The sequence below is a fragment of the Escherichia sp. F1 genome (assembly GCF_046764225.1).
Taxonomy (GTDB): domain Bacteria; phylum Pseudomonadota; class Gammaproteobacteria; order Enterobacterales; family Enterobacteriaceae; genus Escherichia; species Escherichia coli.
The window spans coordinates 1,998,166-2,024,194 of record NZ_CP177202.1 but is presented as its reverse complement, the minus strand read 5'-3'; the positions used below and the strand labels follow the sequence as shown (position 1 = coordinate 2,024,194).

Annotated in this window: 29 protein-coding genes and 3 tRNA genes; 7 read left to right on the top strand and 25 right to left on the bottom strand. The window is 49.3% G+C overall.

The features are described 5' to 3' along the window. Positions 1-127: 127 nt before the first annotated feature. The 6 genes from cheW to flhD all read right to left on the bottom strand — a co-directional run bounded on the left by cheW (position 128) and on the right by flhD (position 5,489). The gene (cheW, locus tag ACK8NJ_RS09755; RefSeq protein ID WP_000147301.1) at positions 128-631 is read right to left on the bottom strand and encodes a chemotaxis protein CheW; all 504 of its coding nucleotides are present in this window, start codon (positions 629-631) and stop codon (positions 128-130) included. Between the two features lie 20 nt (positions 632-651). Continuing rightward, positions 652-2,616 (bottom strand): chemotaxis protein CheA, encoded by a 1,965-nt coding sequence (cheA, locus tag ACK8NJ_RS09750; protein WP_001469465.1) that lies wholly within the window; start codon positions 2,614-2,616, stop codon positions 652-654. 4 nt (positions 2,617-2,620) lie between these two features. Next, positions 2,621-3,547 (bottom strand): flagellar motor protein MotB, encoded by a 927-nt coding sequence (motB, locus tag ACK8NJ_RS09745; RefSeq protein WP_000795635.1) that lies wholly within the window; start codon positions 3,545-3,547, stop codon positions 2,621-2,623. Continuing rightward, positions 3,544-4,431, bottom strand: a complete 888-nt coding sequence (gene motA / locus ACK8NJ_RS09740) for a flagellar motor stator protein MotA (RefSeq protein WP_000906336.1) — start codon at positions 4,429-4,431, stop codon at positions 3,544-3,546. Before motA ends, motB begins: the two co-directional genes overlap by 4 nt. A 126-nt stretch (positions 4,432-4,557) precedes the next feature. Then, positions 4,558-5,136 carry a flagellar transcriptional regulator FlhC gene (gene flhC, locus ACK8NJ_RS09735; protein ID WP_001291591.1) on the bottom strand — a complete coding sequence of 193 codons (579 nt, stop codon included), beginning with the start codon at positions 5,134-5,136 and terminating at the stop codon, positions 4,558-4,560. 2 nt (positions 5,137-5,138) lie between these two features. Beyond that, positions 5,139-5,489, bottom strand: a complete 351-nt coding sequence (gene flhD / locus ACK8NJ_RS09730; protein ID WP_001295647.1) for a flagellar transcriptional regulator FlhD — start codon at positions 5,487-5,489, stop codon at positions 5,139-5,141. Positions 5,490-6,270: 781 nt separating this feature from the next. Here flhD and uspC point away from each other — a divergent pair. Further along, positions 6,271-6,699, top strand: coding sequence for a universal stress protein UspC (gene uspC / locus ACK8NJ_RS09725; protein WP_000122422.1), 429 nt, complete (start codon positions 6,271-6,273; stop codon positions 6,697-6,699). 6 nt (positions 6,700-6,705) lie between these two features. Here the strand turns inward: uspC and otsA are convergent, their stop codons facing one another. From otsA to araF, 5 genes are all read right to left on the bottom strand, one after another. Continuing rightward, positions 6,706-8,130 carry an alpha,alpha-trehalose-phosphate synthase gene (gene otsA / locus ACK8NJ_RS09720; protein WP_001295646.1) on the bottom strand — a complete coding sequence of 475 codons (1,425 nt, stop codon included), beginning with the start codon at positions 8,128-8,130 and terminating at the stop codon, positions 6,706-6,708. Next, positions 8,105-8,905 (bottom strand): trehalose-phosphatase, encoded by an 801-nt coding sequence (otsB, locus tag ACK8NJ_RS09715; protein ID WP_001307855.1) that lies wholly within the window; start codon positions 8,903-8,905, stop codon positions 8,105-8,107. The genes otsA and otsB overlap by 26 nt, the downstream gene beginning before the upstream one ends. A gap of 166 nt (positions 8,906-9,071) precedes the next feature. Further along, positions 9,072-10,058, bottom strand: a complete 987-nt coding sequence (gene araH, locus ACK8NJ_RS09710; RefSeq protein ID WP_411962521.1) for an arabinose ABC transporter permease AraH — start codon at positions 10,056-10,058, stop codon at positions 9,072-9,074. Between the two features lie 14 nt (positions 10,059-10,072). Beyond that, a complete protein-coding gene (gene araG / locus ACK8NJ_RS09705) occupies positions 10,073-11,587 on the bottom strand; it encodes an arabinose ABC transporter ATP-binding protein AraG (RefSeq protein ID WP_411962391.1) in 1,515 nt (504 codons plus the stop codon). A 69-nt stretch (positions 11,588-11,656) separates the two neighbouring features. Beyond that, on the bottom strand, positions 11,657-12,646 hold the full coding sequence (araF, locus tag ACK8NJ_RS09700; protein WP_001422976.1) for an arabinose ABC transporter substrate-binding protein AraF: 990 nt from the start codon (positions 12,644-12,646) through the stop codon (positions 11,657-11,659). A gap of 796 nt (positions 12,647-13,442) precedes the next feature. Between araF and ACK8NJ_RS09695 the strand changes: the two genes are divergently transcribed. Beyond that, positions 13,443-13,946, top strand: a complete 504-nt coding sequence (locus ACK8NJ_RS09695; RefSeq protein ID WP_411962390.1) for a non-heme ferritin-like protein — start codon at positions 13,443-13,445, stop codon at positions 13,944-13,946. 79 nt (positions 13,947-14,025) lie between these two features. Here the strand turns inward: ACK8NJ_RS09695 and yecJ are convergent, their stop codons facing one another. Next, positions 14,026-14,277, bottom strand: coding sequence for a DUF2766 family protein YecJ (gene yecJ / locus ACK8NJ_RS09690; RefSeq protein WP_000082127.1), 252 nt, complete (start codon positions 14,275-14,277; stop codon positions 14,026-14,028). A 114-nt stretch (positions 14,278-14,391) separates the two neighbouring features. Continuing rightward, positions 14,392-14,478 carry a stress response protein AzuC gene (gene azuC / locus ACK8NJ_RS09685; protein ID WP_010723106.1) on the bottom strand — a complete coding sequence of 29 codons (87 nt, stop codon included), beginning with the start codon at positions 14,476-14,478 and terminating at the stop codon, positions 14,392-14,394. Between the two features lie 261 nt (positions 14,479-14,739). Between azuC and ACK8NJ_RS09680 the strand changes: the two genes are divergently transcribed. Beyond that, on the top strand, positions 14,740-15,063 hold the full coding sequence (locus ACK8NJ_RS09680; protein ID WP_001237859.1) for a YecR-like lipofamily protein: 324 nt from the start codon (positions 14,740-14,742) through the stop codon (positions 15,061-15,063). A gap of 171 nt (positions 15,064-15,234) precedes the next feature. Continuing rightward, positions 15,235-15,732, top strand: coding sequence for a non-heme ferritin (gene ftnA, locus ACK8NJ_RS09675; protein ID WP_000917208.1), 498 nt, complete (start codon positions 15,235-15,237; stop codon positions 15,730-15,732). A 37-nt stretch (positions 15,733-15,769) separates the two neighbouring features. On the opposite strand, the gene ACK8NJ_RS09670 is transcribed toward ftnA, so the two are convergent. Further along, positions 15,770-16,009 carry a YecH family metal-binding protein gene (locus ACK8NJ_RS09670; protein ID WP_001595857.1) on the bottom strand — a complete coding sequence of 80 codons (240 nt, stop codon included), beginning with the start codon at positions 16,007-16,009 and terminating at the stop codon, positions 15,770-15,772. Between the two features lie 190 nt (positions 16,010-16,199). Here ACK8NJ_RS09670 and tyrP point away from each other — a divergent pair, with 190 nt between their 5' ends. After that, entirely contained in the window at positions 16,200-17,411 is a 1,212-nt protein-coding gene (gene tyrP, locus ACK8NJ_RS09665) for a tyrosine transporter TyrP (protein ID WP_097438935.1), read from the top strand. Positions 17,412-17,460: 49 nt separating this feature from the next. Here tyrP and yecA read toward each other — a convergent pair whose 3' ends face one another. The 7 genes from yecA to uvrY all read right to left on the bottom strand — a co-directional run bounded on the left by yecA (position 17,461) and on the right by uvrY (position 21,866). After that, positions 17,461-18,126: a UPF0149 family protein YecA gene (gene yecA, locus ACK8NJ_RS09660; RefSeq protein ID WP_000847881.1), complete on the bottom strand. Its 666-nt coding sequence runs from the start codon at positions 18,124-18,126 to the stop codon at positions 17,461-17,463. Positions 18,127-18,321: 195 nt separating this feature from the next. Then, a tRNA-Leu gene (locus ACK8NJ_RS09655) sits at positions 18,322-18,408 on the bottom strand. Positions 18,409-18,420: 12 nt separating this feature from the next. Then, positions 18,421-18,494, bottom strand: a tRNA-Cys gene (locus ACK8NJ_RS09650). Between the two features lie 54 nt (positions 18,495-18,548). Continuing rightward, a tRNA-Gly gene (locus ACK8NJ_RS09645) sits at positions 18,549-18,624 on the bottom strand. Positions 18,625-18,775: 151 nt separating this feature from the next. Continuing rightward, positions 18,776-19,324, bottom strand: coding sequence for a CDP-diacylglycerol--glycerol-3-phosphate 3-phosphatidyltransferase (gene pgsA / locus ACK8NJ_RS09640; protein WP_001160187.1), 549 nt, complete (start codon positions 19,322-19,324; stop codon positions 18,776-18,778). A gap of 56 nt (positions 19,325-19,380) precedes the next feature. Continuing rightward, entirely contained in the window at positions 19,381-21,213 is a 1,833-nt protein-coding gene (gene uvrC, locus ACK8NJ_RS09635; RefSeq protein WP_001283421.1) for an excinuclease ABC subunit UvrC, read from the bottom strand. Continuing rightward, entirely contained in the window at positions 21,210-21,866 is a 657-nt protein-coding gene (uvrY, locus tag ACK8NJ_RS09630; RefSeq protein ID WP_000611328.1) for a UvrY/SirA/GacA family response regulator transcription factor, read from the bottom strand. Before uvrY ends, uvrC begins: the two co-directional genes overlap by 4 nt. A gap of 295 nt (positions 21,867-22,161) precedes the next feature. Here uvrY and yecU point away from each other — a divergent pair, with 295 nt between their 5' ends. After that, positions 22,162-22,338, top strand: coding sequence for a protein YecU (gene yecU, locus ACK8NJ_RS09625; protein WP_000590347.1), 177 nt, complete (start codon positions 22,162-22,164; stop codon positions 22,336-22,338). Continuing rightward, positions 22,325-22,549, top strand: a complete 225-nt coding sequence (yecF, locus tag ACK8NJ_RS09620; RefSeq protein WP_000106474.1) for a DUF2594 family protein YecF — start codon at positions 22,325-22,327, stop codon at positions 22,547-22,549. Before yecU ends, yecF begins: the two co-directional genes overlap by 14 nt. Positions 22,550-22,615: 66 nt before the next feature. Here yecF and sdiA read toward each other — a convergent pair whose 3' ends face one another. The 4 genes from sdiA to dcyD form a co-directional block, all read right to left on the bottom strand. Continuing rightward, positions 22,616-23,338: a transcriptional regulator SdiA gene (gene sdiA, locus ACK8NJ_RS09615; protein WP_001154271.1), complete on the bottom strand. Its 723-nt coding sequence runs from the start codon at positions 23,336-23,338 to the stop codon at positions 22,616-22,618. A 229-nt stretch (positions 23,339-23,567) separates the two neighbouring features. Continuing rightward, positions 23,568-24,320: an L-cystine ABC transporter ATP-binding protein TcyN gene (gene tcyN, locus ACK8NJ_RS09610; protein ID WP_001272994.1), complete on the bottom strand. Its 753-nt coding sequence runs from the start codon at positions 24,318-24,320 to the stop codon at positions 23,568-23,570. Further along, on the bottom strand, positions 24,317-24,985 hold the full coding sequence (tcyL, locus tag ACK8NJ_RS09605) for a cystine ABC transporter permease (protein ID WP_001158220.1): 669 nt from the start codon (positions 24,983-24,985) through the stop codon (positions 24,317-24,319). Before tcyL ends, tcyN begins: the two co-directional genes overlap by 4 nt. Positions 24,986-24,999: 14 nt before the next feature. After that, positions 25,000-25,986: a D-cysteine desulfhydrase gene (dcyD, locus tag ACK8NJ_RS09600; RefSeq protein WP_001128215.1), complete on the bottom strand. Its 987-nt coding sequence runs from the start codon at positions 25,984-25,986 to the stop codon at positions 25,000-25,002. Positions 25,987-26,029: the final 43 nt, after the last annotated feature.

The following is a 26,029-nucleotide window of genomic DNA, read 5'->3' as shown; positions in this document are numbered from 1 at the left end:
ACAAGTTGATCTCGTTATCGGCAAGGAAGGGGGAAACTTTATTGCTGATGCCTCCCGCCGCGAAACTGAAATAAAAAACCCGATGCGCAGATCATCGGGTTCATTGCAATTGAGGAAATCGGGAGAATTACGCCACTTCTGACGCCGCGCTATCTAACAGCGCCATCTCTTCGCTGTTCAGCAGTTTTTCGATGTTCACCAGAATCAACATCCGGTCGCCCAGTGCGCCCAGTCCAGTGAGATATTCTGTTGAAAGCGTCACGGCAAATTCCGGTGCCGGACGAATTTGCTCCGCCGTCAATGAAAGCACGTCTGAAACGCCGTCAACCACGATGCCGACCACCCGCTGTCCGAAATTCAGGACGATAACTACCGTGTTGTCGTTATAGTCCACATCCACCTGGCTGAACTTAATTCGTAAGTCGACAATCGGCACAATAACGCCGCGCAGATTCGTGACGCCTTTGATAAACGCTGGCGTGTTCGCAATCCGTGTTACCTGATCGTAGCCACGGATCTCCTGCACTTTCAGGATATCAATTCCGTACTCTTCATCACCAAGGGTAAATACCAGAAATTCCTGGCCTGACGGCTCGCTGGCCAGCTTTGTTACATTCGTCATACCGGTCATATTGTTACCTTTTTACTCATTCAGGCGGCGGTGTTCGCCATACGTTGTTCGCGGTTTATCGCCTGCAAGGCGGAGACATCAACAATCAGTGCCACGCTGCCGTCGCCAAGAATGGTCGCAGCAGAAATGCCGGGGACTTTGCGATAGTTACTTTCAAGGTTTTTAACCACAACCTGGTGTTGACCAATTAATTGATCCACCAGCAAGGCGTAGCGGCGACCGCCACTTTGTAAGATCACCACAATTCCCTGAGTAGCTTCGGTTTTCGCGCCCGCGACGTTGAACACTTTCCACAGTTCGACGATGGGCAGATATTCACCCCGCACTTCCAGCACCCGCTCGCCGCCGGCCAGTGGATGCAGATCGGCTTCACGGGGTTGCAGTGATTCCATGACAGCATTCAGCGGCAGAATGAAAACTTCATCCGCAACGCGTACGGACATGCCGTCGAGGATGGCCAGCGTCAGCGGCAGTAAAATGCGGATCGTAGTGCCAGTACCCTGCTTCGACTGGATTTCGACATGACCGCCCATCTCCTGGATATTACGTTTAACGACGTCCATGCCGACGCCGCGCCCGGAGACGTCGGTGACCTGCTCCGCCGTGGAGAAGCCAGGGGCAAATATCAGCATCGCGACTTCGTCGTCGCTCATGTTTTCGCTGACGGTCAGACCTTGCGAGGCCGCTTTTGCCAGAATTCGCTCACGGTTTAGCCCCGCACCATCGTCGGTCACTTCAATGCAAATGTTGCCGCCCTGATGTTCGGCAGAAAGAATTAAATTTCCTACGCTGTTTTTACCTGCGGCGAGCCGTTTTTCTGGCAGTTCAATACCGTGATCGAGGCTATTGCGTACCAGGTGGGTCAGCGGGTCGATAATGCGTTCTATCAGGCTCTTGTCGAGTTCAGTAGAACTGCCCACCAGCGTCAGTTCTACCTGCTTGCCGAGTTTTCCCGCCAGATCACGCACCAGCCGGGGATAACGGCTAAAGACATATTCCATCGGCATCATGCGAATCGACATCACTGATTCCTGCAAATCACGAGCGTTACGTTGTAACTGCCCCATGCTGGTAATCAAATCACCATGATTAACCGGGTCCAGTTCGCTGGAACGCTGGGCAAGCATGGACTGGGTGATGACCAGCTCGCCGACGAGGTTAATTAATTGATCAACCTTTTCTACCGCTACACGGATGCTGGTGGATTCACTACTGCGCGTCGTTTTTTCCCGCTCCACGCGACCGGTTGGCGCTTGTTCGGCTGCCAGTTTAAGCACTGGTGGGGGGGATATTTTTGGCGAGACTTCTACTGTTTCAAAGGTAATCTGATCGGCTTCAATCACAAAACAGAGTACCGCTGTGATGTCATCTTCGGCGATGTCGCCCGGTAATATTGCCGAGAGAGAATCCGTTCCTTTCACCACGTCAGTTAACGTTGTCAGATGCCCCAGCTCTTCTTCCAGCAGGTCGACTTCGCCGGCCTTCAGGCGCGAAAGGATAATTCGTCGCGGCAACTGATTGCGGCTCTGCTCATCTTGCGGTTCACTTTTGGCAACCACACTTAATCGGGTCACTGCGGATGGCGTTTCGCCTTTCGCTTCTAATGCCAGTTGACGCAAGGCCTGGCAGATATAATCGAAGCTGGCGGCATCCGGCTCTTGCGACTGTTTATAAGCGTCGAGCTGTTCTTGCATGATGTCCTTCGTTTCCAAAAACAGATTGATAATGTCGGTGTTGAGTTGCATCTCACCTCGTCTGGCTTCGTCGAGCAGGTTTTCCATCAGATGCGTGGTTTCCTGCAAAACGCTGAAGCCAAAGGTTCCTGCCCCTCCTTTGATCGAGTGGGCAGCCCGAAAGATGGCATTCAATTGTTCGGCATCTGGCGCTTCCGGCTGCAAAACCAGCAGATGCTGCTCCATGTCAGCCAACAGTTCGTCCGCTTCATCAAAAAATGTCTGATAAAAATCGCTTATATCCATGCTCACGCTGTCACCTCGGTTCGGCTGATGGCATTGTGGGAACACTGACCTGTGGTGCAACCTCAGGTTCTTCCAGGGCGCTTACTGGCTCATTCTGGCTTTCGGCGTTTTCATGCAAAATGGCCTGTTCGGCTTGTTTGTTCAGTACCAGCAGGCTGATGCGACGGTTGACAGCATCATCAGGACCGCGATCGCTTAAGCGCATCGTTGCCGCCATGCCGACGACACGTAACACTTTGCCGCCATTCAACCCGCCAACCATCAGTTCGCGGCGGGATGCATTGGCCCGATCGGCAGAAAGCTCCCAGTTGCTATATCCTTTCTCACCACTGGCGTAAGGGAAATCATCGGTATGACCCGAAAGGCTAATACGGTTGGGAATACCGTTCAGTACGGGCGCGATGGCGCGCAGAATGTCGCGCATATAGGGTTCGACATCGGCACTGCCGGTTCTAAACATCGGGCGATTCTGGCTATCGATGATCTGAATACGTAGACCTTCCTGGACCAGATCGATTTTGAGATGGGGACGTAACGCCCGCAGTTTCGGATCGGACTCTATCAACTGGTCGAGATCGCCACGCAATTTCCGCAATCGACTTTGCTCCATGCGTTTTTTCAGCTCTTCGATGTTCGGCTGCTTATTCACTTCCCCCTGGCTTTGGGTGTAATCATCCCCCCCACCGGGAATTGGGCTTTCACTATTAGAAATGCGATCGCCGCCCGTAACCGCAGTCGCCAGTGGAGTCCGGAAGTACTCCGCAATCTGAATCAGCTCTTTTGGGCTGGAGATGGAGATTAACCACATCACCAGAAAAAAGGCCATCATCGCGGTCATAAAGTCGGCATAAGCAATCTTCCACGATCCATGTGCTGCCCCGTGGCTTTTGGCTTTGCGTCGTTTGACGACAATAATCGGATGCGCTTGATTCTTCATGCTTCCTCGGTTGTCGTCTGTTGTTGCGGATTTTTCACCGCACGCACATGCTCTTCCAGTTCAATAAACGACGGACGTTCGCTGGAATAGAGCGTTTTGCGACCAAACTCAACGGCGATAGGCGGTGCGTAACCGTTCAGATTAGAAAGCAGTGTGACTTTGACGCACTGCATCATTTTGCTGGTTTCGGCGCTTTTCTGACGTAAAACACTCGCTAATGGGGAAATAAATCCGTAAGCCAATAAAATACCGAGGAAAGTCCCCACCATCGCATGTGCGATAAGCGCCCCCAGCTCGGCGGCAGGACGATCGGCTGAACCTAACGCGTGAACGACCCCCATCACAGCCGCGACAATACCAAACGCCGGAAGTGAGTCCCCGACCAGCGCCAGACTGTTCGCCGGGACTTCTGCTTCGCTTTCGTGCGTCTCAATCTCTTCATCCATCAGGGCTTCGATTTCGAAGGTGTTCATGTGACCGCTGATAATAAGACGCAGATAATCGACGATAAAATCAAGCATGACGCTATCCGCAAGGATGCGTGGGTAGCTGGCGAAGATCTCGCTCTCACGGGGATTTTCAATATCACGTTCCAGCGAAAACATCCCCATCTGCCGCGATTTCGCCATCAACCGATAAAGCAGAGCCAGCAGATCCATATACATTGCTTTGGTGTATTTGGAGCGACGAAACAGCAACGGCAGCGCCTTCAGCGTGCCTTTAATCGCTTTGCCATTATTGCCGACGATAAACGACCCAATCCCTGCACCGGCAATAATCACCAGTTCAGCGGGTTGATAGAGTGCTCCAAGGCTTCCACCGGTCATCAAATAACCGCCGAAAACTGTACCGAGAACAACCAGGTAACCTAATAAGATAAGCACGACATCATCCTTCCACTGTTGACCATGACAGGATGTTCAGTCGTCAGGCGTTAACGCGCGATTGGGGCAAAAAAAAGCAGCGGTACGTCGTTACCGCTGCTGGAATGTTGCGCCACACCGTATCAGTTAAACAGCCTGTACTCTCTGTTCATCCAGCAGTTGTGGGATAATATCGGCAGGATTCTGGGAAAGTTTACGTCTTTTTACTGCCCGGGATGGCGGCTGACATAAGCTGCAGGCAAAGCTGCCAACAGGCTGGTGAGCGTGGGTAATAAAATTGCCGCCGCAGCAGTTGCAGCTGGAAAGTTGCAGTAATCCACTTTCAACAAACCGCACCAATGTCCAGGCACGGGTTAATGCCAGCAGCGGTCCGTCTTCTGCTTGCGGGCACTGTTCAAGGTATAAACGGTAGGCTTTGATCACCGCATCGACGCCATTACACAAGCCGGTTTTCAGTAAAAACTGCCATGCGTTACAGAACATCGAAGCATGAACGTTTTGTTCCCAGGTCATAAACCAGTCGGTTGAGAATGGCAGCATGCCTTTCGGCGGTGGGCTTCCGCGCAGTTCTTTATAGAGTTTTATCAGGCGTCCGCGACTTAACTGTGTTTCGCTTTCCAGCATCTGCAAACGAGCGCCAAGGGTGATCAATTCCATTGCCAGTTGAATATCCCGCGCTTCCTGAACAATGCTTTTTTCACTCATGATCAGGCCCTTTTCTTGCGCAGCGCTTCTTCAGGCTGATTAACATCATTCAGCAAGCGTGTTGAGAGCATGATGCCGGTATGAATTTGCTGGAGATCGTCAACGCGGGAATCTTGCGTCAACTGAGTAATCGTCTGGTGGCTGTCAAAACGAAAGTGACAAACCAGTTGATTGGTTTCTGCCAGCTTAACCATTTGCGGAAGAGTCAGTGCCGCTAACGTTGTCGCCATTTCTTCATTTATGCCGAGACGAAACATAGCGGACGCTTTGTCCTGAACAATCAGACGCTGTGCAAGTAGTAAATATGACAAGTTGATGTCATAAATGTGTTTCAGCAACTCGGAGGTATGCATTATTCCCACCCAGAATAACCAACTTTATTTTTATGCGGTCTCACCGCACCCCGTGATGTCGCCGGGAAGCCCCGGTAAAAAATAATTAGCATTAGAATAGTTGCGATAAGCTGCAATAGGCAGAGCCCCTTTTTGGGATTTAATAAGTCCTTACAAATAGAAGGGGTTCTTTACACTTATCTAAGATTTTTCCTAAATCGACGCAACTTTACTCGTCACTACACGCACATACAACGGAGGGGGGCTGCGATTTTCAATAATGTGTGATACAGATCACACAAAACGCTCAATTACTTAACATAAATGTATAAGTCATACTTTTGTTTTGGGTGTATTTCAATCTGTTAAAAAGTTTTTTCGCGACGCTAGCAAGCAAAAATGAAACAGGAATAATCGAAATGGGATGTTGCGCACAGTTAAAATAACTCACCGTAAATAATCATCTGCTATAAATAATTGCTTTAATGCAATACCAGATAAGCTATTTTTTAACAGACACTTACCGCACAACAAACTAATTAAATACAAAGAAAGGCAACAATCAACTTAATGTTAATAAAATGTTTTACATATATTAACCACTTGTTTAATATGGGGAATCAGTATATTGTTTTCTTATAATTACAGTTGAAATCATATGATCACCAAGAGTGATTGATTAATTGTATTTACTAATAATCAGACTAATATTTACCTGTTTGACTGAGTTGGGATTGCGTCGATTCTCCATTAGGAGTAAAGCTTTAATGTCACCTGAAGTTCACAGAATAAGGAACAGGTTATGAGCTATAGCAATATTCTTGTCGCCGTTGCGGTTACACCGGAAAGTCAGCAACTGCTGGCAAAAGCGGTTTCTATCGCCAGGCCAGTAAAGGGACACATCAGTTTAATTACTCTCGCTTCCGACCCGGAAATGTACAATCAATTAGCCGCGCCGATGCTTGAAGATTTACGCAGCGTGATGCAGGAAGAAACACAAAGCTTTCTTGATAAGTTAATTCAGGATGCGGGGTATCCCGTTGACGAGACGTTTATTGCCTACGGTGAATTAAGCGAACATATTCTGGAGGTTTGTCGCAAATATCATTTCGATTTGGTTATTTGCGGTAATCACAATCACAGTTTCTTTTCGCGAGCATCCTGCTCGGCGAAAAGAGTGATTGCCTCAAGTGAGGTCGATGTGCTGTTAGTTCCACTTACGGGAGATTAACCGCACTTACGCAAGCTTAGGAAAGGTAGCAACTTTATCGCGCTGCTGGCTTTCCGCGCTTCGCGGAACTATCTGCTTTAGGTCGCTAATGAAGCACTCCTGCCAGTGGTTAATATCGTTTTTCACGATAACGTCCAGCATTTCTGCATGACGGGAAATACGTTCCGCCAGCGACATAGTCAATGCACGATCCAGCGCAGCTGCAACTTCGTCACGATCATAGGGGTTAACAATTAACGCCGACGTTAACTCGTTTGCCGCTCCCGCAAATTGCGAAAGAACAAGAACGCCCGGGTTGGCTGGGTCCTGAGCGGCAACATACTCTTTTGCTACCAGGTTCATCCCGTCACGCAGTGGCGTCACTAAGCCCACGTCAGAGTAGCGGAATATTTTCATCAGTAATTTACGGTCAAAATGCTGATTCAAATAATAAAGCGGCGTCCAGCCTAATTGCCCGTATTTACCATTAATTCGTCCAGCTTCATTTTCGAGCTGATGACGAATATCCTGATAGGCTTGCACATCACCACGCGACGTTGGTGCAATCTGGGTATAACGAATTTTACCATGATGCTGCGGATATTTTTCCAGCAACGCTTCATAGGCGAGAAAACGCTCCGGCAAACCTTTGGAATAATCCAGCCGTTCGACAGAAAAGATATTTTGTACGTTTTTCAGTTCCGCTTTAAGTTGCGCCAGTTTTGGCGGCAGTGGTCCGGCAGCCTGTTTCGCTATTTCTTTCGGTTCAATGCCGATCGGGTAAACTTCCGTTCGAAACGCTTTGCCCCACGCCGTATGGCTTTTTGCGCTACGCGTCGTGACGCGGGTCAGGTTAGAAAGGCAATCCAGGAACGCCAGACGATCGTTTTCTGTCTGGAAACCCAGCAAATCATAATCACAAAGCTGTTCAAGCAAGGTGTCATATGTCGGCAGCGCGTTGAAGATTTCCGGTGTCGGGAAAGGAATATGCAAAAAGAAACCAATGCGATTATTCACCCCACGTTTGCGTAATTCATGCGCAAAGGGCAACAGGTGATAATCGTGGATCCAGATAATGTCATCGTCTTGCAACAGCGGCAGTAATTTATCTGCCAGCAACGCATTTACGCGTAGATAGCCGTCCCAGGCAGGACGCTGAAATTGCACCAGATCGAGCCGATAATGAAAAGCGGGCCAGAGAACGGCATTGGAGAATTGGTTGTAGTATTCGTCAAGGTCCTGTTCGCTGAGGTTAAAAGAGGCCCACGTAATGTTACCCTTTTTCACCTTTTTTAGCGGCTGATCCTCATTCCCTGTTTCGCCACTCCAGCCAAACCACAGTCCACCTGCGGCTTTCAGTGCCCCCAGAATGCCAACGGCAAGGCCACCGGCACTGGCGGCGTGCTCATCTGGTGGTGCAATCCGGTTAGATACTACGACTAAACGACTCATAGTCATCACTCCTGTTATTTTCTCTTTTTTGTTGTAATGCGGTGGTTATCATTTCAAGCCAGCTCCAGACATCCGGTACGCCCGCCAGTCGCCATGATGCCTGAGTTGCGCCTGTGCCAATTTTTACTGACATTCCGCCCAGCCGGTTAACGACTGCGAAGCCAGATTCATCGGTTAAATCATCGCCCAGAAATACAGGCGTTCGCCCGATAAAGGGAGCTTCCTGCATAAAGGCTGCAATCGCCTCACCTTTACTGGTACCTCTCGGTTTGATCTCGACAACACACTTTCCCTGCTGTAACGCCATTTGTGGCCAGATCTGAGTAATACGTTGCGCTAATGTCATTAATGCGTCTTCATGCTGCGGAGCCTGACGATAATGCAGAGCAAAAGCCATCCCTTTCGTCTCCAGCTCCGCACCGGGATACTGGGCGATGACCGTATGCAGTTGCACGCTAATATCACGCGCAATCGCATCCGGCAGATGAACGATATGCGTTTTACCATTGATGTCACGGCGCTCCGCCCCATGCACGCCCGCTAATGGGAAGCGATAAGGTTTTGCCAGTGCATCAAGCTCCACCATTGAGCGCCCTGATATCAATGCCAATGCACCATCACTTGCGGTTGCCAGTAGCTGAAGTCCTTGCAGAATATTGTCAGGCACGACGACCTGATCGGGATGCGGTTTGATTTCCGCCAGCGTTCCATCGAGATCAAAAAACCAGGCATATTTCGCGGATAGTTCAGGGGTTTCGGTTAACGGTTCTGTCACCCGGTTCTCCTCCTTCTCTTTTCTTATTGTGTTGCGCAGAACGCGCTTTACAGACATGTAAGTATAGACAGTGTGACGGGGGTCGCCATTTGTAACGAAGAACAGCCAACCGTTGTGGCGGCTGGCTTTGGTGGGAAAAAACGCTAAATTGTTGTGGAAAAAAGCATCAGACAGTGCGTTTCGCTTTTTGCTTGTAACGGTCGAAGATCACCGCTGCCAGCAGGATTAAGCCGCGAACCACGTACTGGGCGAAAGGAGAAATATTAAGCAGGTTCATGGCGTTTTCCACGGTGCCTAAAATTAAGATACCCGCCACCACATATGAGATTTTTCCGATGCCACCTTTCAGAGAAACGCCACCTAAAACGCAGGCGGAGATAACAATCAGCTCATAACCAATCGACGTCATTGGCTGCCCACTGGTCATACGTGAAGCCAGAATAATTCCGGCTATCGCTGATACCAGACCAGAGAGAACAAAGATAATAATTTTGGTGCGAACAACCGGTACACCCGCCAGACGCGCAGCCTCTTCGTTCCCGCCAATCGCCAGGGTGTTACGCCCAAAGGTGGTTTTATTCAGCAGCAAACCAAAGACAATCAGACACGCGACGGTAAGCCAGATTGGCGCAGGCAGACCGAACCAGTTGGCGTAACCAAGGGCAAAGAAGCTTTCATCTTCGATACCGACCGCTTTACCGTCTGAAATGATGTACGCCAGACCTCGAACAATCTGCATCGTTGCCAGTGTCGTGATCAGAGCATTTATTTTCAGTTTGGCGATAACAAAGCCATTGACCAGGCCACAGAGAACGCCCAGCGACAACCCCGCTGCCACGCCAATCCACAGGCTTTCAGTCAGGTTGATAACCACCGCCGTGGTGACACCCGCACAGGCAATTACGGAGGCGACAGAAAGGTCAAAGTCACCGGAAGCAAGGCAGAACAACATGCCACAAGCCACCATCCCCGACATGGAAATTGCCAGGCCCAACCCTTTCATATTAATGAAGGTGGCAAAGTTCGGGACAAAAATGGCACAGGCGATAAAAAGGACCGCAAACACCACCAGCATGCCGTACTGATCCCAGATACGCCCGAAGCTGAATGACGACTTAGGTGCGCCAGAACCCGATGTAGAAACAGAAGACATCATACTCTCCTTACTCAGGCAACTGCCTGGCTGACTTTAGGCATCGCAAGGCTCAGTGCCTGACGCTCATCTGCCTGCTCGTGTAACAATTCACCGGCGATTTCGCCTTCCCGCATCACCACAATCCGGTCGGCAACGCCGAGGACTTCAGGTAAGTCGCTGGAGGCAAACAGCACCGCCACACCCTGCGCCGCCAGCGCATAAATTACGTTATATATTTCGTGCTTAGCGCCAACATCAATGCCGCGCGTAGGTTCATCCAGCAAAATGACCTTCATCTCTTCCGATAACCAGCGGCCCAGAATGGCTTTTTGCTGATTTCCGCCTGAGAGATTCATGATCAGTTGCTCCGCGCCCGGCGTTTTGATGTTGAGCGAACGAATGTGGTGATCGGCATTGTTTTCTTCCCAACCGTTGTTGATTACACAACCGCCGAGCACATGTTTACGTCTGGCACTGATGTTGATATTGTCGCGAACGGAGTGCACGGGAATAATGCCTTCGGCTTTGCGATCTTCCGGGCAGAGCATCATGCCTGCGGCAATGGCGTGGCTCGGTTTACGAATATCGATCGGCTGTTGGTCGATATAAACCTGACCGGCGGTGATTTGCGTCCCGCCAAACATGCCTTTCATTAATTCGCTACGCCCTGCCCCGACCAGACCAAACAGCCCAACAATTTCACCACTGCGAACCGACAGACTTATTGGCGTACGCACGCCTGGTGCTTTCACAGCATCAAGACGCAGGCGCTCCTCACCATAACTACGCGGTTGCCAGCCGTAGATATCGCCGATGTCGCGCCCGACCATCGCCTGCACCAGCGCGTCGTGGTCAACCTGCTGCATATCAGTAAAGGTTTTGACATAACGCCCATCTTTAAAGACGGTGATGGCATCGCTGAGGGCAAATATTTCTTCCATACGGTGAGAAACGTATAAGATCACCCGCCCCTCTTTTCGCAGTTCACGAATAACGCGGAAAAGATTGTCGATTTCACGGGCAGAGAGGGAGCTGGTTGGCTCATCAAAGGTGATAATTTTGGCGTTACGCGCCAGCGCTTTGGCAATTTCAACCATCTGCCACTGACCAATGGAGAGATATTTCAGCGGCGTGTCCGGGTCAATATCCATACCAAGATGTTTAAGTTGTAAACCCGCCTCATAATTCAGCAATGAGCGATTCACAATGCCGCCTTTATGCGGCAGCTGGCCGAGATAGATGTTTTCCGCGACGGTCATTTCCGGCACGAGATGCAGTTCCTGGTAAATAATCGCCACACCCGCGTTAAGTGCTGCGGTCGTGTCGGAAAAGGACATTTCCTGCCCATTAATCACTACAGAACCCGTGGTTGGCGCATAGTTGCCGCTGAGGATTTTTAAGAGAGTTGATTTTCCTGCGCCATTTTCACCCATCAACGCATGAACCTGACCGGCATAGCAATCAAAACTAATATCCGTCAGCGCCTTAACGCCGGGAAACGTTTTACCGATGCCGCGAAATGAGAGATACGGGGTAGACTGTTGCATAACGTCTCCGTGAATCACTGGTCGTTCACACCCCCTCTGCATCATGCAGAGGGGAATTTTTCCGGCAAATTACTTACCGCCTAAACCTTTTTTCTCCAGTTCTTCTTTAAAGTTGTCACGCGTGATCAATACCACGTCGGTAACTTCGGTAAATTTTGGCGGTTCAACGTCTTTTGCTACCCAGTTGTAAAGCATTTCGCTGGATTTATAGCCATGTACGTCCGGGCTTGGCAGCAGGGAACCGTAGAAGCCGGTTGCCTGTGCCTTAGACAGTTCGCTCACCGCATCCACACCGTTAATACCGATACCGATGATATCGGCCGCTTTAAAGCCCTGACCTTCCGTCGCGCGTACGCCGCCAAGTACGGTGCTGTCGTTCATACCGACGATCAGCCAATGTTTAACTTCCGGATGTTGAATCAGCATTGAGTTGGCAGCGTCAAAGGCCCCCGGGATGTCGTTAGATTTGGTAGGTACCTGATAAATTTGTTTTTCCGGGAATCCTGCAGCTTTCAGCGCATCCATAGACCCCGTAGTACGGCGACGAGCCGTATCCAGTTCGTTGGCGGTAATCGCCATCACCGCGCTTTCTTTGACATCCCAGCCACGTTTCTGCATCTCTTTATACAGTTCCTGGCCCTGACGTTCGCCAATTTTGGTCGCTGCCATCATCACCAGCGGAACGGTATCCATTGGCTTGCCTTTGGCGTTAACAAACTGGTCATCCACGGCAATGACTTTCATATCGTAGCCACGCGCTTTCGCCACGATGGCAGAGCCGAGTTTCGGGTCCGGAGTACAAATAACGAAACCTTTTGCGCCACTGGCAGCCAGGCTGTCGATCGCGTTCAATGTTTTTTCGCCATCCGGCACGGCAATCTTAATAACTTCAAACCCTAAATCCTTCCCAGCTTTATCGGCAAACTTCCATTCGGTTTGGAACCACGGCTCTTCCGGTTGCTTCACCAGGAAACCGAGCTTCAGGTTCTCCGCCATAGCGGATTGTGACATAACGGCTGCCAGACCAATGGCTGCCAGGGCTTTAGTAAATTTGTGCATGGTTCTCTCCAGCTTTAGTGTCGTTTTGTGTAGGGCAAAAACGAATGACATTCGTTAAATTAATCGGAAAACAAAGCATTACCTTTTAACTAAAAGATAAGTGACTGTGTTGACATAGTTTTAGCGAGAAATTAATTCTCCATAGGAGAGCAATATCACATCGCAGAATTACAGTGAGAACGTGCATAAATTTAGCGGGAAAAGACATAAGGGAAAGCCAATTTGTCAGACAAATTGTCGAATGCACAGCAGATTAATCCATAAGATTAGCCTGGAAATCCTTGTTGTCTTTGGTACCCATGCGGGATGTCTTCTTTTTAACCAGTCAACAGGCCGCATTACCTGGCGTTGAGTTTTTGAAATGGTGTAATAACCACAACTCAAAGATGTGGAAAATGCGCGTCATTCATTTCGCCATTAATTATCACTGTGCTCATTAATTAACAGAACACGTATAATGAGAGCTATATCGCAAAAATGAAAAAACGTTTTATAAAATCATCACTTCATCATGAATTCAAATTCATCGATTAATATCAACAAGATACAAAAAGCACTATCATTAAAATTCATTGCGGTTACATTGATTTCATCAATGAAATGTAAAAATATATAAACTTGATGATTTAAGCATTTTCTTATACCCGTTCAGACGTTATTCTTATTTCAGATCATCGTCAGAATTGACTCCACGATCACATTTCGGACCGGCAGAAAGGAATTATTCTGCAAACAGTAATTATGGTGTTTTGATTTATCTTGCACCTCTCCACTTCTGGATATAAGGATATTAGGTATGGCAACCGCTGGAATGCTTCTCAAACTCAACTCTCAAATGAACCGCGAGTTTTACGCATCCAATCTCTACCTTCACCTGAGTAACTGGTGTTCTGAACAGAGTCTGAACGGCACCGCCACTTTCCTTCGCGCCCAGGCACAGAGTAATGTGACCCAAATGATGCGCATGTTTAACTTTATGAAGAGTGTCGGCGCTACCCCAATCGTTAAAGCCATTGATGTTCCCGGTGAAAAAATGAACTCTCTGGAAGAACTGTTCCAAAAAACGATGGAAGAATACGAGCAACGTTCAAGCACGCTGGCGCAGTTAGCCGATGAAGCGAAAGAACTGAATGATGATTCAACCGTCAATTTCCTGCGCGATCTGGAAAAAGAACAGCAGCATGATGGCCTGTTGCTGCAAACCATTCTTGATGAAGTGCGCAGTGCGAAACTTGCGGGTATGTGCCCTGTGCAGACCGACCAACATGTTCTGAATGTCGTGTCACACCAACTGCATTGATCATACATCGGCGCTAATGCATTGCGCCGATGAAGTTTTTGAGAAACCGCTGCCTCATCTTTTTGAAGCAGCGGTTTTTTTAATGGGATTCGCCCTGTGGGGTAAACTTGAGTTCAATCAGCGCGATGGCTTTTTGGATTGCCCGCATGGTGACCGGGTCTGCGGCGGCGGGATGGTTAGTAAAGTCGATATTCTTCAGCTGGCTGGACATTTTTTCACGAACTTCAACGGGCGCGATTACATCGAGAACGTCGAGAATTTGTTTGATAACCAACTGGCAAGCAACCACATCAGAAACCAGTTCCTGATCGGCATTCAGCGGCTGGGACATCGTAAACTCCTGATAGCATTTTGAAAGCCGTTATAGTAGCGGCTTCACATCTTCAGCGATAGTCACATCCACCGTCATCAGGACACAAAAAAACCTGCCGGAGCAGGTTTTTTGTTATCGGAACATATTGCCTGGCGGTACGTCTTTGAACGTCTTGCAATAGTTATTGAACATACTTTTCAGGATTTTGCGCAGTTTCATCGCGGCACTCCGATTATTTGTTATGCAGGTGTTATTGTCTTTGCACTTATAATATGACAACCATCACAAAAATCAATCTTTATGTGATGCAAATCACATAAATACCCCTTTAATGTTATAAAAATGATAATCAAAAAGCAGCCCCCCCTTTCTGACACATACAGATGGCGAGAAATAGCGCCTGCCAGGCGTCTTTTCCGGCCATTGTCGCAGCGCTGTAACGCGTAAAATACTGCTTTCTTTTACTCTTCTGGCTGGACCATGAGACTTCTGATTCTGACTCTTTCATTAATAACGCTGGCGGGGTGCACAGTTACTCGCCAGGCTCATGTGGGCGAAGTTGACGCGGCAACAGGTATTGTTCGGTTGGTTTATGATCAGGCTTTTTTGCAGCATGCCCGTACCGATCGTTATGTCAGTCGCGGGATCGCCGATCGCGCATGCCAGCAGGAAGGCTATACCCACGCTATCCCCTTTGGTCAGCCAGTAGGCAACTGTAGCCTCTTTGCGGGTTCCTTATGTTTGAATACGGAATTCACTTTGTCATATCAGTGCCATCATTCCGCCTTCCCTGTCTTTCTCTAAATGTTTTAATCAGCGAGGGTGATCTTCGCTGATTAAATAAATAGCGGTAATGCGTTTTATTCCCATTCGTATTTTTAATAAATGAAGTTTATATTTTACCTTTTGCAAATAATAAAATAACAAATTATAGTGACGCCACAGCAACAAATATAACCTTTGTGGAGCACTATCATGCTGAAACCAGAAATGATTGAAAAACTTAATGAGCAGATGAACCTGGAACTGTACTCTTCACTGCTTTATCAGCAAATGAGCGCCTGGTGCAGCTATCATACCTTCGAAGGTGCTGCCGCGTTCCTGCGCCGCCACGCCCAGGAAGAGATGACGCATATGCAGCGTCTGTTTGATTATCTGACTGATACCGGCAACTTACCGCGTATTAATACCGTTGAATCTCCGTTTGCTGAATATTCCTCACTTGATGAATTATTCCAGGAAACCTATAAACACGAACAATTAATCACGCAGAAAATTAACGAACTGGCTCATGCTGCAATGACCAATCAGGACTACCCAACATTTAATTTCCTGCAATGGTATGTTTCTGAGCAGCATGAAGAAGAGAAACTGTTCAAATCGATTATTGATAAATTAAGTCTGGCAGGCAAAAGCGGCGAAGGTTTGTATTTTATCGACAAAGAACTCTCTACCCTCGACACACAAAACTAATGTTCTCCGGCGGCAGGTTTACTGCCGCCGTTTCAAATCAGTGACGGCAAATCTTACTCTGATCGGTCGAAAAACCGTCTTCCGAAGGTATAAATTTGCCTTTTGCTGCCAGAAACGCTACCAGCTCTCCCGCTGTCATCCCGTCTGCCGAGCAAGTGTGAAAACGTGCCTGTTCACCAAAACGCGCTTTAATCGCAGCTTCCAGACTGGCATGCGTATATTGCTCACCTGATTCAATCATCATATTTAACACTTCATGACCGTGAATAGAGTCCATCGTTCCTCCTCAAAAAAAGGCTAGCGTAGCGATTGCCGCTTACCAAGACTTTGCGCCAGCGCAGGACTGAACGCATTTTATTGTACATTTATATTTACACCATATGTAACGCCGGTTTGACGAAGCAGCCGTTATGCCTTAACCTGCGCCGCAGATATCACTCATAAAGATCGTCAGGACAGAAGAAAGCGTGAAAAACAGAACTCTGGGAAGTGTTTTTATCGTGGCGGGAACCACAATTGGCGCAGGCATGCTGGCAATGCCGCTGGCTGCTGCAGGTGTTGGTTTTAGCGTCACGTTAATCTTGTTGATTGGGCTTTGGGCGTTGATGTGCTACACGGCGCTATTACTGCTGGAGGTGTACCAGCATGTCCCGGCAGATACCGGCCTGGGCACGCTGGCAAAACGCTATCTGGGACGCTACGGTCAGTGGCTGACGGGCTTCAGTATGATGTTCTTAATGTATGCTCTAACTGCGGCATACATCAGCGGTGCCGGTGAATTGTTGGCCTCCAGCATCAGCGACTGGACAGGTATTTCAATGTCGGCAACCGCTGGCGTGCTGTTGTTCACTTTTGTTGCCGGTGGCGTGGTTTGTGTCGGGACATCGCTGGTCGATTTGTTTAACCGTTTTCTGTTCAGCGCCAAGATTATTTTTCTGGTGGTGATGCTGGTATTGCTGCTACCGCATATTCACAAAGTGAATCTTTTAACCCTGCCGTTGCAACAGGGGCTGGCTCTGTCTGCAATCCCGGTGATTTTTACGTCGTTTGGTTTTCACGGTAGCGTACCGAGTATTGTCAGCTATATGGATGGCAACGTTCGTAAGCTACGCTGGGTGTTTATAACCGGTAGTGCGATCCCCCTGGTGGCATATATTTTCTGGCAGGTGGCAACGCTTGGCAGCATTGATTCAACAACCTTTATGGGATTGCTGGCTAATCATGCTGGATTAAACGGGCTGTTACAGGCGTTACGCGAAATGGTGGCCTCTCCGCATGTTGAGCTGGCGGTGCATTTATTTGCTGATTTAGCCCTCGCCACGTCATTTCTCGGCGTTGCGTTAGGTTTATTTGATTATCTGGCAGATTTGTTTCAGCGTTCAAATACCGTTGGTGGACGATTGCAAACTGGTGCAATTACCTTTCTGCCGCCGTTGGCGTTTGCACTGTTTTATCCACGAGGATTTGTGATGGCGCTGGGTTACGCCGGTGTGGCGCTGGCGGTACTGGCATTGATTATCCCTTCGCTGTTGACCTGGCAAAGCAGAAAGCACAAACCTCAGGCGGGTTACCGGGTGAAAGGTGGTCGTCCGGCGCTGGTGGTGGTGTTTCTCTGTGGTATTGCTGTGATTGGCGTGCAATTTTTGATTGCGGCAGGGTTGTTACCAGAAGTGGGATGATTAGATCTTATTGGGTGCCAGAATTAACGCTGACACCCAATTTGACCTCTTAATGCAGGCAGCACTGCTTAAATTTCTTACCACTGCCGCACGGACAAGGATCGTTACGACCCGGTTTCTCTTCTGCTTTGATCGGTTGCTGAACAGCTTTTTCCTGCGGATGCGCCATCCAGTACGCATGTAGATCAAGCGCCGCCAGTCGAATGGCATCTACGCTCTCTTCAAACGCTTCTGGCGACATCTTCTCTAACCGCTCGAAGTTTTCCTCAGTACCGTGCAGCGCAATCGCCTCCAGCGCTGGTTTTAACGAATCGGGCAACGTTGACCAGTCAGAAAGTGCCACGCCCCGCATATAGCCAAAGCACCACTCCTCAACAATCGTCAGCTCGCTGCCATCGACTTCTCGCAAGCCGAATAACGGCTCAAACTGCTCCGGGAATTCGTTCAGACGCTCTGCGGTATCAGCCATATGCTGAAAAGCCAGGTTCATAAAGCGCGTCATCTCTTTCTCTGATGCCCAGCGCGGCACATAGTCAGCCCCACCCCACACGGCAACCAGCCACTGTGCCGGTTCAATCTCTTGCGGAGAACTCAACACCGCCGTCAATAAACCGTCCAGCTCCGCCACATCAAGGATGGCGTGGTCAGTGTTGTATTTGGTCAGAATATCGTCCAGCCATTCCAACTCACTTTCGTTTAACGGTCCCGTTTTCATACGCTTTTCCTTGTGGATCTCAACTCGCCAGCACCTATCTTACATGCCGGTCCGTATCAGAGATACTTTTTGAGTGGCTTTGCCGGTGATTAAAAATTAAGGAGGGTGTAACGACAAGTTGCAGGCACAAAAAAACCACCCGAAGGTGGTTTCACGACACTGCTTATTGCTTTGATTTTATTCTTATCTTTCCCATGGTACCCGGAGCGGGACTTGAACCCGCACAGCGCGAACGCCGAGGGATTTTAAATCCCTTGTGTCTACCGATTCCACCATCCGGGCTCGGGAAGAAAGTGGAGGCGCGTTCCGGAGTCGAACCGGACTAGACGGATTTGCAATCCGCTACATAACCGCTTTGTTAACGCGCCAAATTCTTCAGGCCTTTCAGCCAGACATCCGCTTGACGCCGATGTCTTTTAAACTGGAGCGGGAAACGAGACTCGAACTCGCGACCCCGACCTTGGCAAGGTCGTGCTCTACCAACTGAGCTATTCCCGCATTCATCAAGCAATCAGTTAATCACTTGATTTTATTATCGTCTGGCAATCAGTGCCGCCGTTCGATGCGTTGCATTCTACTTACCTGGCGCGATGAGTCAACGATATTTTTCACCACTTTTGATCGTTTGCTGAAAATTACGCCGAAACGATCACTGATCAAGCAAATCTGCACGCGCAGCGCTCAAATATTGCAACATTGACCACAGAGTCAGTACCGCAGCCACAAAGAAAAGTGCAATACCGGCGTACTCAACCCAAATGTTCGGACGCCACAGCAGCCAGGCCAGCGCTACCATCTGGGCAGTGGTTTTCACTTTCCCAATCCAGGAGACAGCCACGCTACTGCGTTTACCCAACTCCGCCATCCATTCGCGTAGCGCAGAAATAATAATTTCACGGGCGATCATCGTTGCTGCCGGTAAGGTCACCCACCAGCTGTGGTAATGCTCGGTTACCAGCACCATGGCGATAGCCACGAGAACTTTATCTGCTACTGGGTCAAGGAAAGCACCAAACCGGGTACTCTGGTTCCAGCGGCGTGCCAGAAAACCATCGAACCAGTCAGTCACCGCCGCGACGCAGAAAATGAGCGCGGCGGCAAACGGCGACCAGGTGACAGGCAAATAAAAGACCAATACAAAGAATGGGATAAGGATGACACGGAACAGTGTAAGCAACGTAGGGATATTAAATTGCATAATGACGGGTAACTATCTGTTGTCAGTAAGATTACCCCTATGTTGCTACAGAGACATCAATGTTTCAACGACCAGAAGATCTTTTCTGCCAGACCTTGCGAAATACCCGGCACTTTTGCAATTTCCTCGACGCTGGCGTTACGTAAACCTTGCAAACCGCCCATATATTTCAACAACATTTGCCGACGTTTTGGCCCGACGCCTTCAATGGTTTCCAGGGAACTGGTATTTTTGACCTTCGCCCGTTTTTTACGGTGCCCGCCAATCGCGTGATCGTGTGATTCATCGCGAATATGCTGGATAACATGCAGCGCGGGAGAATCTGGCGGCAAACTGAATCCCTCACCTTCCGGCTCAAAGAACAGCGTTTCCAACCCTGCCTTCCTATCTGCACCTTTGGCAACGCCAAGTAGCAGCGGATGATTTTTATCCCATGAGACATCCAGTTCGGCGAAGACATTTTTCGCCTGCGCAAGCTGGCCTTTGCCGCCGTCAATAAGGATCACATCCGGGATCTTACTGTCGTCGATGGCTTTACCATAACGCCGACGCAGCACCTGATTCATCGCCGCATAATCATCGCCCGGCGTAATGCCAGTAATGTTATAGCGCCGATACTCCGCACGCAGCGGGCCGTTAGCATCAAACACCACACAGGAAGCGACGGTTTGTTCACCCATGGTATGGCTGATGTCAAAGCACTCCATCCGCTTCACTTCCGGTAATTTCAACACGCTGGCAAGTGCTGTCAGCCGCTGGTGAACGGTAGATTGCTGCGAAAGTTTGCTGGTTAAGGCCGTCGCCGCATTGGTACGCGCGAGTTTCAGATAACGCGCCCTATCGCCGCGAGGTTTGGTTTGAACATTAATCTTGCGTCCCGCCAGTTCTGAAAGGGAATCGGCGAGCAGCGTTTTATCGCTAAGATTAAAATCGAGCAGGATCTCACCCGGTAAGGTGCGCATCTGGCTGCCTTGTAAATAGAACTGACCTACGAAGGTTTCCACCACCTCGCTCAGTTCCGTACCGCCAGGCACTTTCGGGAAATAGCTGCGGCTGCCGAGCACTTTACCCTGACGAATGAACAATACGTGGACACAAGCCATGCCCGCATCGAACGCCACACCAATAACGTCGAGGTCGTCGCCGGTATTGGACACAAACTGTTTTTCGGTGACGCGTCGCACCGCCTGAATTTGGTCGCGAATACGTGCCGCTTCTTCAAACTCCAGATTCTGGCTGGCAGTTTCCATACGGCTAATGAGTTGCGTAAGCACCTGATCATCCTTGCCAGACAAAAACAGGCGCACATACTCGACCTGCTGAGCGTACTCTTCTTCACTCACCAGTCCTTCAACGCACGGTCCCAGACAGCGCCCTATCTGATATTGCAGACACGGACGCGAGCGATTGCGATAAACACTATTTTCGCACTGGCGAATGGGGAATATCTTTTGCAGTAGCGCCAGTGTTTCACGTACGGCATAGCCATTCGGGAACGGGCCGAAATATTCACCTTTGGCATGCTTCGCACCACGATGCATCGCCAGACGCGGGTGGGTATCGCCACTCAGGAAGATAAAGGGATAAGATTTATCATCGCGTAGCAAAACGTTGTAACGCGGCTGATAGAGTTTGATGTAGTTGTGTTCCAGCAACAGCGCTTCGGTTTCTGTATGAGTAACCGTTACATCAATTTGCTGGATCTGGGCGACCAGCGCTTCGGTTTTGCGCGAAGCGAGGTTGCTACGGAAATAGCTGGAAAGCCGTTTTTTCAGGTCTTTCGCTTTGCCGACATAGATAACCGTACCACCAGCATCGTACATGCGATAAACGCCTGGCTGGCTGGTTACGGTTTTTAAAAACGCTTTTGCGTCAAACTGATCACTCACTGACTTGATAATGTCTCCGCATTACACAGACCATGGCGAATTGCCAGGTGAGTCAGCTCAACATCGCCATGAATGTTTAGTTTACTGAACATACGATAGCGGTAGCTGTTCACCGTTTTCGGACTGAGATTGAGCTGTTCTGAGATCTCATTGACCTTCTGGCCCTTGGTGATCATCAGCATAATCTGCAATTCACGTTCAGACAAACTGGCAAATGGGCTTTCTGTTTTTTCTGGTTCGATCTGGCTTAACGCCATTTGTTGAGCGATGTCAGAAGCAATGTAACGCTGCCCTGAATAGACAGAACGGATCGCACTCACGACTTCCTGCGGAGCCGCGCCTTTGCTGAGGTAGCCCGCAGCACCGGCCTGCATGACTTTCGCTGGTAAAGGGTTTTCTGTATGGACCGTAAGCATGATGATTTTGACATCAGCTGTGGAACGCGCGATTTTACGCGTCGCCTCAAGGCCGCCAATGCCCGGCATACTCATGTCCATTAGCACCACGTCAACGGCATTTGCCCGGCACCACTTAACGGCGTCTTCACCGCACGATGCCTCACCGACGACTTTTATACCCTTTATATCTTCCAGAATGCGTCGTATCCCTGCGCGCACCAGTTCGTGGTCATCAACAAGTAGAACGTTGATCAAAGGAATATCTCCAGAAATAGGGATAACGCTACTGATAGTTAGTCATTCGTATATTAGCGGTTTTTATTGCAACTTTGAAACGTTAAAAATGGTGGGTATTCGATTTTTCTCTCGTTTTTGTAAATTCGATTGTCCACAGTTATGGTCACGCCCGTCACCAACGGCTTCCGGGATCGTTTCACAGTAAGCCCTACGATGAAATGTGACAAAAATTGACTTTATTCAGCAAAAATGAAAATCAGCCCGCTGAATATGTAACATTAATTAACCCGAACAATACGGGCAAAAAACATTCATGATAAAAATATTTATTGGTCATTATATTAACGTATTTTATAGTACTGCCGATATCACGCTCAAAAAACAACCACTGCTATTTTTAGCAAAGCTTATGGTATACTCCGCCGCCTTAACATTTTTCACCGCAAATTTTCATTGCAACATGACGAGGAAAATAAATGAGTACGCCTGATTTTTCTACTGCCGAGAATAATCAAGAACTGGCAAATGAAGTCTCCTGCCTGAAAGCGATGCTGACGCTGATGCTGCAGGCGATGGGACAAGCTGACGCGGGCCGCGTGATGTTAAAGATGGAAAAACAGCTTGCGCTGATCGAAGACGAAACCCAGGCTGCAGTATTTTCCAAAACGGTTAAGCAAATTAAACAAGCCTACCGTCAGTAATATAAAACCGGCTGAGAGCGTGCCTTTCAGCCGGTTTTTGCATCTGGCACGCAGAAAGAAAAGCGATCAAATTAAGCCAGTAGCGGCTGCGTAACAGGCCACCTGGGTCTTATTCGGTGCATTGATTTTTTTCTGCATGTTTTTCTGATGGAAATTGACCGTATTCTCAGAGATTGACAAAATCATCGCTATCTCTGCTGATGTCTTCCCTTCCGCCGTCCATTTCAGAATTTCTTTTTCGCGCTTGCTGAAATTCATCTCTGGCGTCATCACTATTTCATCATTTAAACGCATCAGAGCCATCAGACTTTCGCGCACCAGTAACTGCATTTTTAATTGCAGTTCATCACTAAGAATGGGTATTTCGCGCGTGCTGCAACGGGAAAAGGACAAAAAGCCCAGCGCCCGATTTGGCAGCATTAAATACTGAGTGACACCGCGGCGTAAACCATGCGCGCGCGCGGCTTCCCATAATGGCTGTGCTTCGCTGAATAAGTCATCATTCCACATTAAATGGCCCTGACTAAAGTTTTCAGGGTTCAGCACGGGATCAATTGCGAGAAAGTTTTTTGCCTGATAATAACTAACCCACGCCTCAGGGTAATTGGTGTAGAAAGCCACTTTAGGTCGCGTGAATGGTACCGGGTGGCGAACACATAACGAATAGTAATCGTACTCCAGCTGCTGAGCCTGAAGCTCTATTTCATGGTAGACCTCTTCTGCGGCCTCCATCCTCTGAAAACGCAACAGCATCGTGCGACGCCAGCTGAAAAAATCCGTATCCTGCATAGTAAACCGCAACGCCCCTGAGAGTGAGTATCATTTATAATGATAATTCAAACTATCACATAAATAAGATTTATATATAATTTATATTATTCAGGCAATGAATTACTTTTGCAAGCCATCGCATTCTCTTATGTTATTAATGAGTTATGCTGATTTGTTAAGCAGTTTTATCACGTTTGAAGTGGCGCACCGCCCCGACTGGTGAATCGTCGGGGCTGATTTTTTCTTATTATTGCAGCAGAAACTTCTCGAGGAACTGGCGGGTGCGAGGCTGCTGAGGATCGGCAAATAACGCTTTTGCGGCCCCCTGCTCGACTATCCGCCCCTGGTCCATAAAGATCGCCCGGTCCGCAACATCCCGGGCAAAGCTCATTTCGTGCGTCACAATCACCATGGTGCGCTTTTCCTGCGCCAGCTGGCGGATGGTGTTCAGGACTTCGCCCACCAGCTCTGGATCCAGCGCCGACGTTGGCTCGTCAAACAAAATCACTTCAGGACGCATTGCCAGCGCTCGCGCAATCGCGACACGCTGCTGTTGACCGCCAGACAAACGACGTGGATAGCTGGTTTCTTTACCTGCCAGCCCAACTTTCGCCAACAGCTCGCGAGCGCGCGCCGTGGCCTCTTCTTTCGGTTCACCTTTGACGATCACCGGCCCTTCAATAATGTTTTCCAGCACCGTACGATGCGGAAACAAATTAAAGTTCTGGAAGACAAACCCGACGTGCTGACGCAACTGGCGAATCAGCGATTTTTGCTGACTTAATGAACGTGCAGTATCAATGGTGATATCGCCAACGGTGATGGTTCCCGCTTCCGGTTGTTCCAGCAGATTTATGCTGCGTAGCAACGTGGTTTTGCCGGAACCACTTGGACCGATAATTGCCACTACTTCGCCAGGCTTCACCTCAAGGTCGATACCGTGCAGCACCGTCTGACCGTGGAATTTTTTCACCAGGTTCTTGACTTCAATGGCACTCATTTTGGTTCTCTCTCCTGGCGATTAAGTTGATTCTCAAAATGGTTCTGCAACGTCGATAATACTGTCGCCATGATCCAGTAGATGAGCGAAGCCGCCAGGTACATGGTGAACACCTCCAGCGTACGCGAGGTAATCAACTGCGCCTGACGGAACAGCTCCGGCACCTGGATTGTCGCGGCCAGCGACGTATCTTTTACCAGGCTGATAAAGCTGTTCGACAGCGGCGGCAACGCCACCCGCGCCGCCTGTGGCAAAATCGCGCGACGCATGGTCTGCCACGGCGTCATACCAATACTGGCAGCAGCTTCCCACTGACCTTTATCAATAGAAGAAATGGCGGCGCGCAGCGTTTCGGCAGCATAGGCGGCAGTGTTTAGCGACAGACCAATCATTGCTGACGGAATGGGATCTAGTTCGATGCCAAACTGCGGCAAGCCGTAATAGATCATAAACAGTTGGGCGATGAGCGGCGTACCACGAAAAATAGAGATATAAAAACGCGCCAGCCAGCGCACGGGCCAGATTGGCGAAAGGCGCATCAGCGCGAGAATAAACCCGAGCAGTAAGCCAAAAAACATGCCGCCGATACTGAGTTGCAGCGTATACCCAGCCCCTTTCAGCAGGAACGGCAAGGAATCAATAACCAGTTGTATACTTTCTTGCATGAGCGTTTCCGGAGCTAAACGTGGGGATGATAGGCGAACAGCGCAGGCGCGCCGCCGGTATGAATAAACAGAATCGGCCCTTCATCTTTGAAGCGTTTCTGACTGATACCGTCAATCAGCCCCGCCATCGCTTTTCCGGTGTACACAGGATCAAGCAGAATGCCTTCCAGCCGCGCCAGCAATTTCACTGCTTCCATGCCTTCGTCGTTCGGCACGCCGTAGCCAGGTGCAAAATAGTCATCCCAGAGTAAAATTTCCGCTGATGCGGTCAGCTCCAGTTCTTTCGCAATCGCCTGTTGGAGGTTAACCACTTTCGGCAATTGATCGGCAACGGAACGCGACACGGTCACGCCAATCAGTTCGCTTTCAGGCATCAAGTGTTCCAGCCCAACAGCCAGTCCGGCGTGAGTTCCGGCACTGCCCGACGCGACCACCACCGACGAAATATTAACTGCCCCTTCACACTGTTGCGCAATTTCCAGCGCACTCTCCACATAACCCAATGCGCCCAAAGCATTAGAACCGCCAACCGGAATGACATAGGGGCGAAAGCCTTGTGCTTCGACTCGCGTCGCCAGCTCTTCCAGTTGGGCATTGGGATCGGTCAGTGCGTCGCACATTTCAATCTGGGTATTGAACAGATCCAGCAACAAGCGATTGCCGTTGGTTAAATAGTTTTCTGCGGTTGTGCCAATAGGATTTTCCAGCAGCGCCACGCAGTGCAGACCGAGTTTCGCAGCGACTGCGGCAGTCTGGCGCACATGGTTAGACTGGATCGCCCCAGCAGTAATCAGCGTATCGGCACCTTCACGCAGAGCATCTGCCGCGAGAAATTCCAGCTTACGTAATTTATTGCCGCCCATTGCCATGGGAGTGACGTCATCCCGTTTGATGAAAATTTCCCGTCCAAGATAATCAGAAAAGCGCGGCAGATATTCGAGCGGCGTTGGCGCGCCGATAAACTCCAGCCGTGGAAAACGGGTTAAATTATGCAGTGGCATAACAGCCTCCGATGTGTGTTGTTGTGATTTTCTTATTATGCAC

What these genes read in the sequence shown, in the direction of transcription:
- cheW (WP_000147301.1), bottom strand. Translation starts at nt 631, where the DNA reads ATGACCGGTATGACGAATGTAACAAAGCTGGCCAGCGAGCCGTCAGGC.
- motB (WP_000795635.1), bottom strand. Translation starts at nt 3,547, where the DNA reads ATGAAGAATCAAGCGCATCCGATTATTGTCGTCAAACGACGCAAAGCC.
- flhC (WP_001291591.1), bottom strand. Translation starts at nt 5,136, where the DNA reads ATGAGTGAAAAAAGCATTGTTCAGGAAGCGCGGGATATTCAACTGGCA.
- flhD (WP_001295647.1), bottom strand. Translation starts at nt 5,489, where the DNA reads ATGCATACCTCCGAGTTGCTGAAACACATTTATGACATCAACTTGTCA.
- uspC (WP_000122422.1), top strand. Translation starts at nt 6,271, where the DNA reads ATGAGCTATAGCAATATTCTTGTCGCCGTTGCGGTTACACCGGAAAGT.
- otsA (WP_001295646.1), bottom strand. Translation starts at nt 8,130, where the DNA reads ATGAGTCGTTTAGTCGTAGTATCTAACCGGATTGCACCACCAGATGAG.
- araH (WP_411962521.1), bottom strand. Translation starts at nt 10,058, where the DNA reads ATGTCTTCTGTTTCTACATCGGGTTCTGGCGCACCTAAGTCGTCATTC.
- araG (WP_411962391.1), bottom strand. Translation starts at nt 11,587, where the DNA reads ATGCAACAGTCTACCCCGTATCTCTCATTTCGCGGCATCGGTAAAACG.
- araF (WP_001422976.1), bottom strand. Translation starts at nt 12,646, where the DNA reads ATGCACAAATTTACTAAAGCCCTGGCAGCCATTGGTCTGGCAGCCGTT.
- ACK8NJ_RS09695 (WP_411962390.1), top strand. Translation starts at nt 13,443, where the DNA reads ATGGCAACCGCTGGAATGCTTCTCAAACTCAACTCTCAAATGAACCGC.
- yecJ (WP_000082127.1), bottom strand. Translation starts at nt 14,277, where the DNA reads ATGTCCCAGCCGCTGAATGCCGATCAGGAACTGGTTTCTGATGTGGTT.
- azuC (WP_010723106.1), bottom strand. Translation starts at nt 14,478, where the DNA reads ATGAAACTGCGCAAAATCCTGAAAAGTATGTTCAATAACTATTGCAAG.
- ACK8NJ_RS09680 (WP_001237859.1), top strand. Translation starts at nt 14,740, where the DNA reads ATGAGACTTCTGATTCTGACTCTTTCATTAATAACGCTGGCGGGGTGC.
- ftnA (WP_000917208.1), top strand. Translation starts at nt 15,235, where the DNA reads ATGCTGAAACCAGAAATGATTGAAAAACTTAATGAGCAGATGAACCTG.
- ACK8NJ_RS09670 (WP_001595857.1), bottom strand. Translation starts at nt 16,009, where the DNA reads ATGGACTCTATTCACGGTCATGAAGTGTTAAATATGATGATTGAATCA.
- yecA (WP_000847881.1), bottom strand. Translation starts at nt 18,126, where the DNA reads ATGAAAACGGGACCGTTAAACGAAAGTGAGTTGGAATGGCTGGACGAT.
- pgsA (WP_001160187.1), bottom strand. Translation starts at nt 19,324, where the DNA reads ATGCAATTTAATATCCCTACGTTGCTTACACTGTTCCGTGTCATCCTT.
- yecU (WP_000590347.1), top strand. Translation starts at nt 22,162, where the DNA reads ATGATAAAAATATTTATTGGTCATTATATTAACGTATTTTATAGTACT.
- yecF (WP_000106474.1), top strand. Translation starts at nt 22,325, where the DNA reads ATGAGTACGCCTGATTTTTCTACTGCCGAGAATAATCAAGAACTGGCA.
- sdiA (WP_001154271.1), bottom strand. Translation starts at nt 23,338, where the DNA reads ATGCAGGATACGGATTTTTTCAGCTGGCGTCGCACGATGCTGTTGCGT.
- tcyN (WP_001272994.1), bottom strand. Translation starts at nt 24,320, where the DNA reads ATGAGTGCCATTGAAGTCAAGAACCTGGTGAAAAAATTCCACGGTCAG.
- tcyL (WP_001158220.1), bottom strand. Translation starts at nt 24,985, where the DNA reads ATGCAAGAAAGTATACAACTGGTTATTGATTCCTTGCCGTTCCTGCTG.
- dcyD (WP_001128215.1), bottom strand. Translation starts at nt 25,986, where the DNA reads ATGCCACTGCATAATTTAACCCGTTTTCCACGGCTGGAGTTTATCGGC.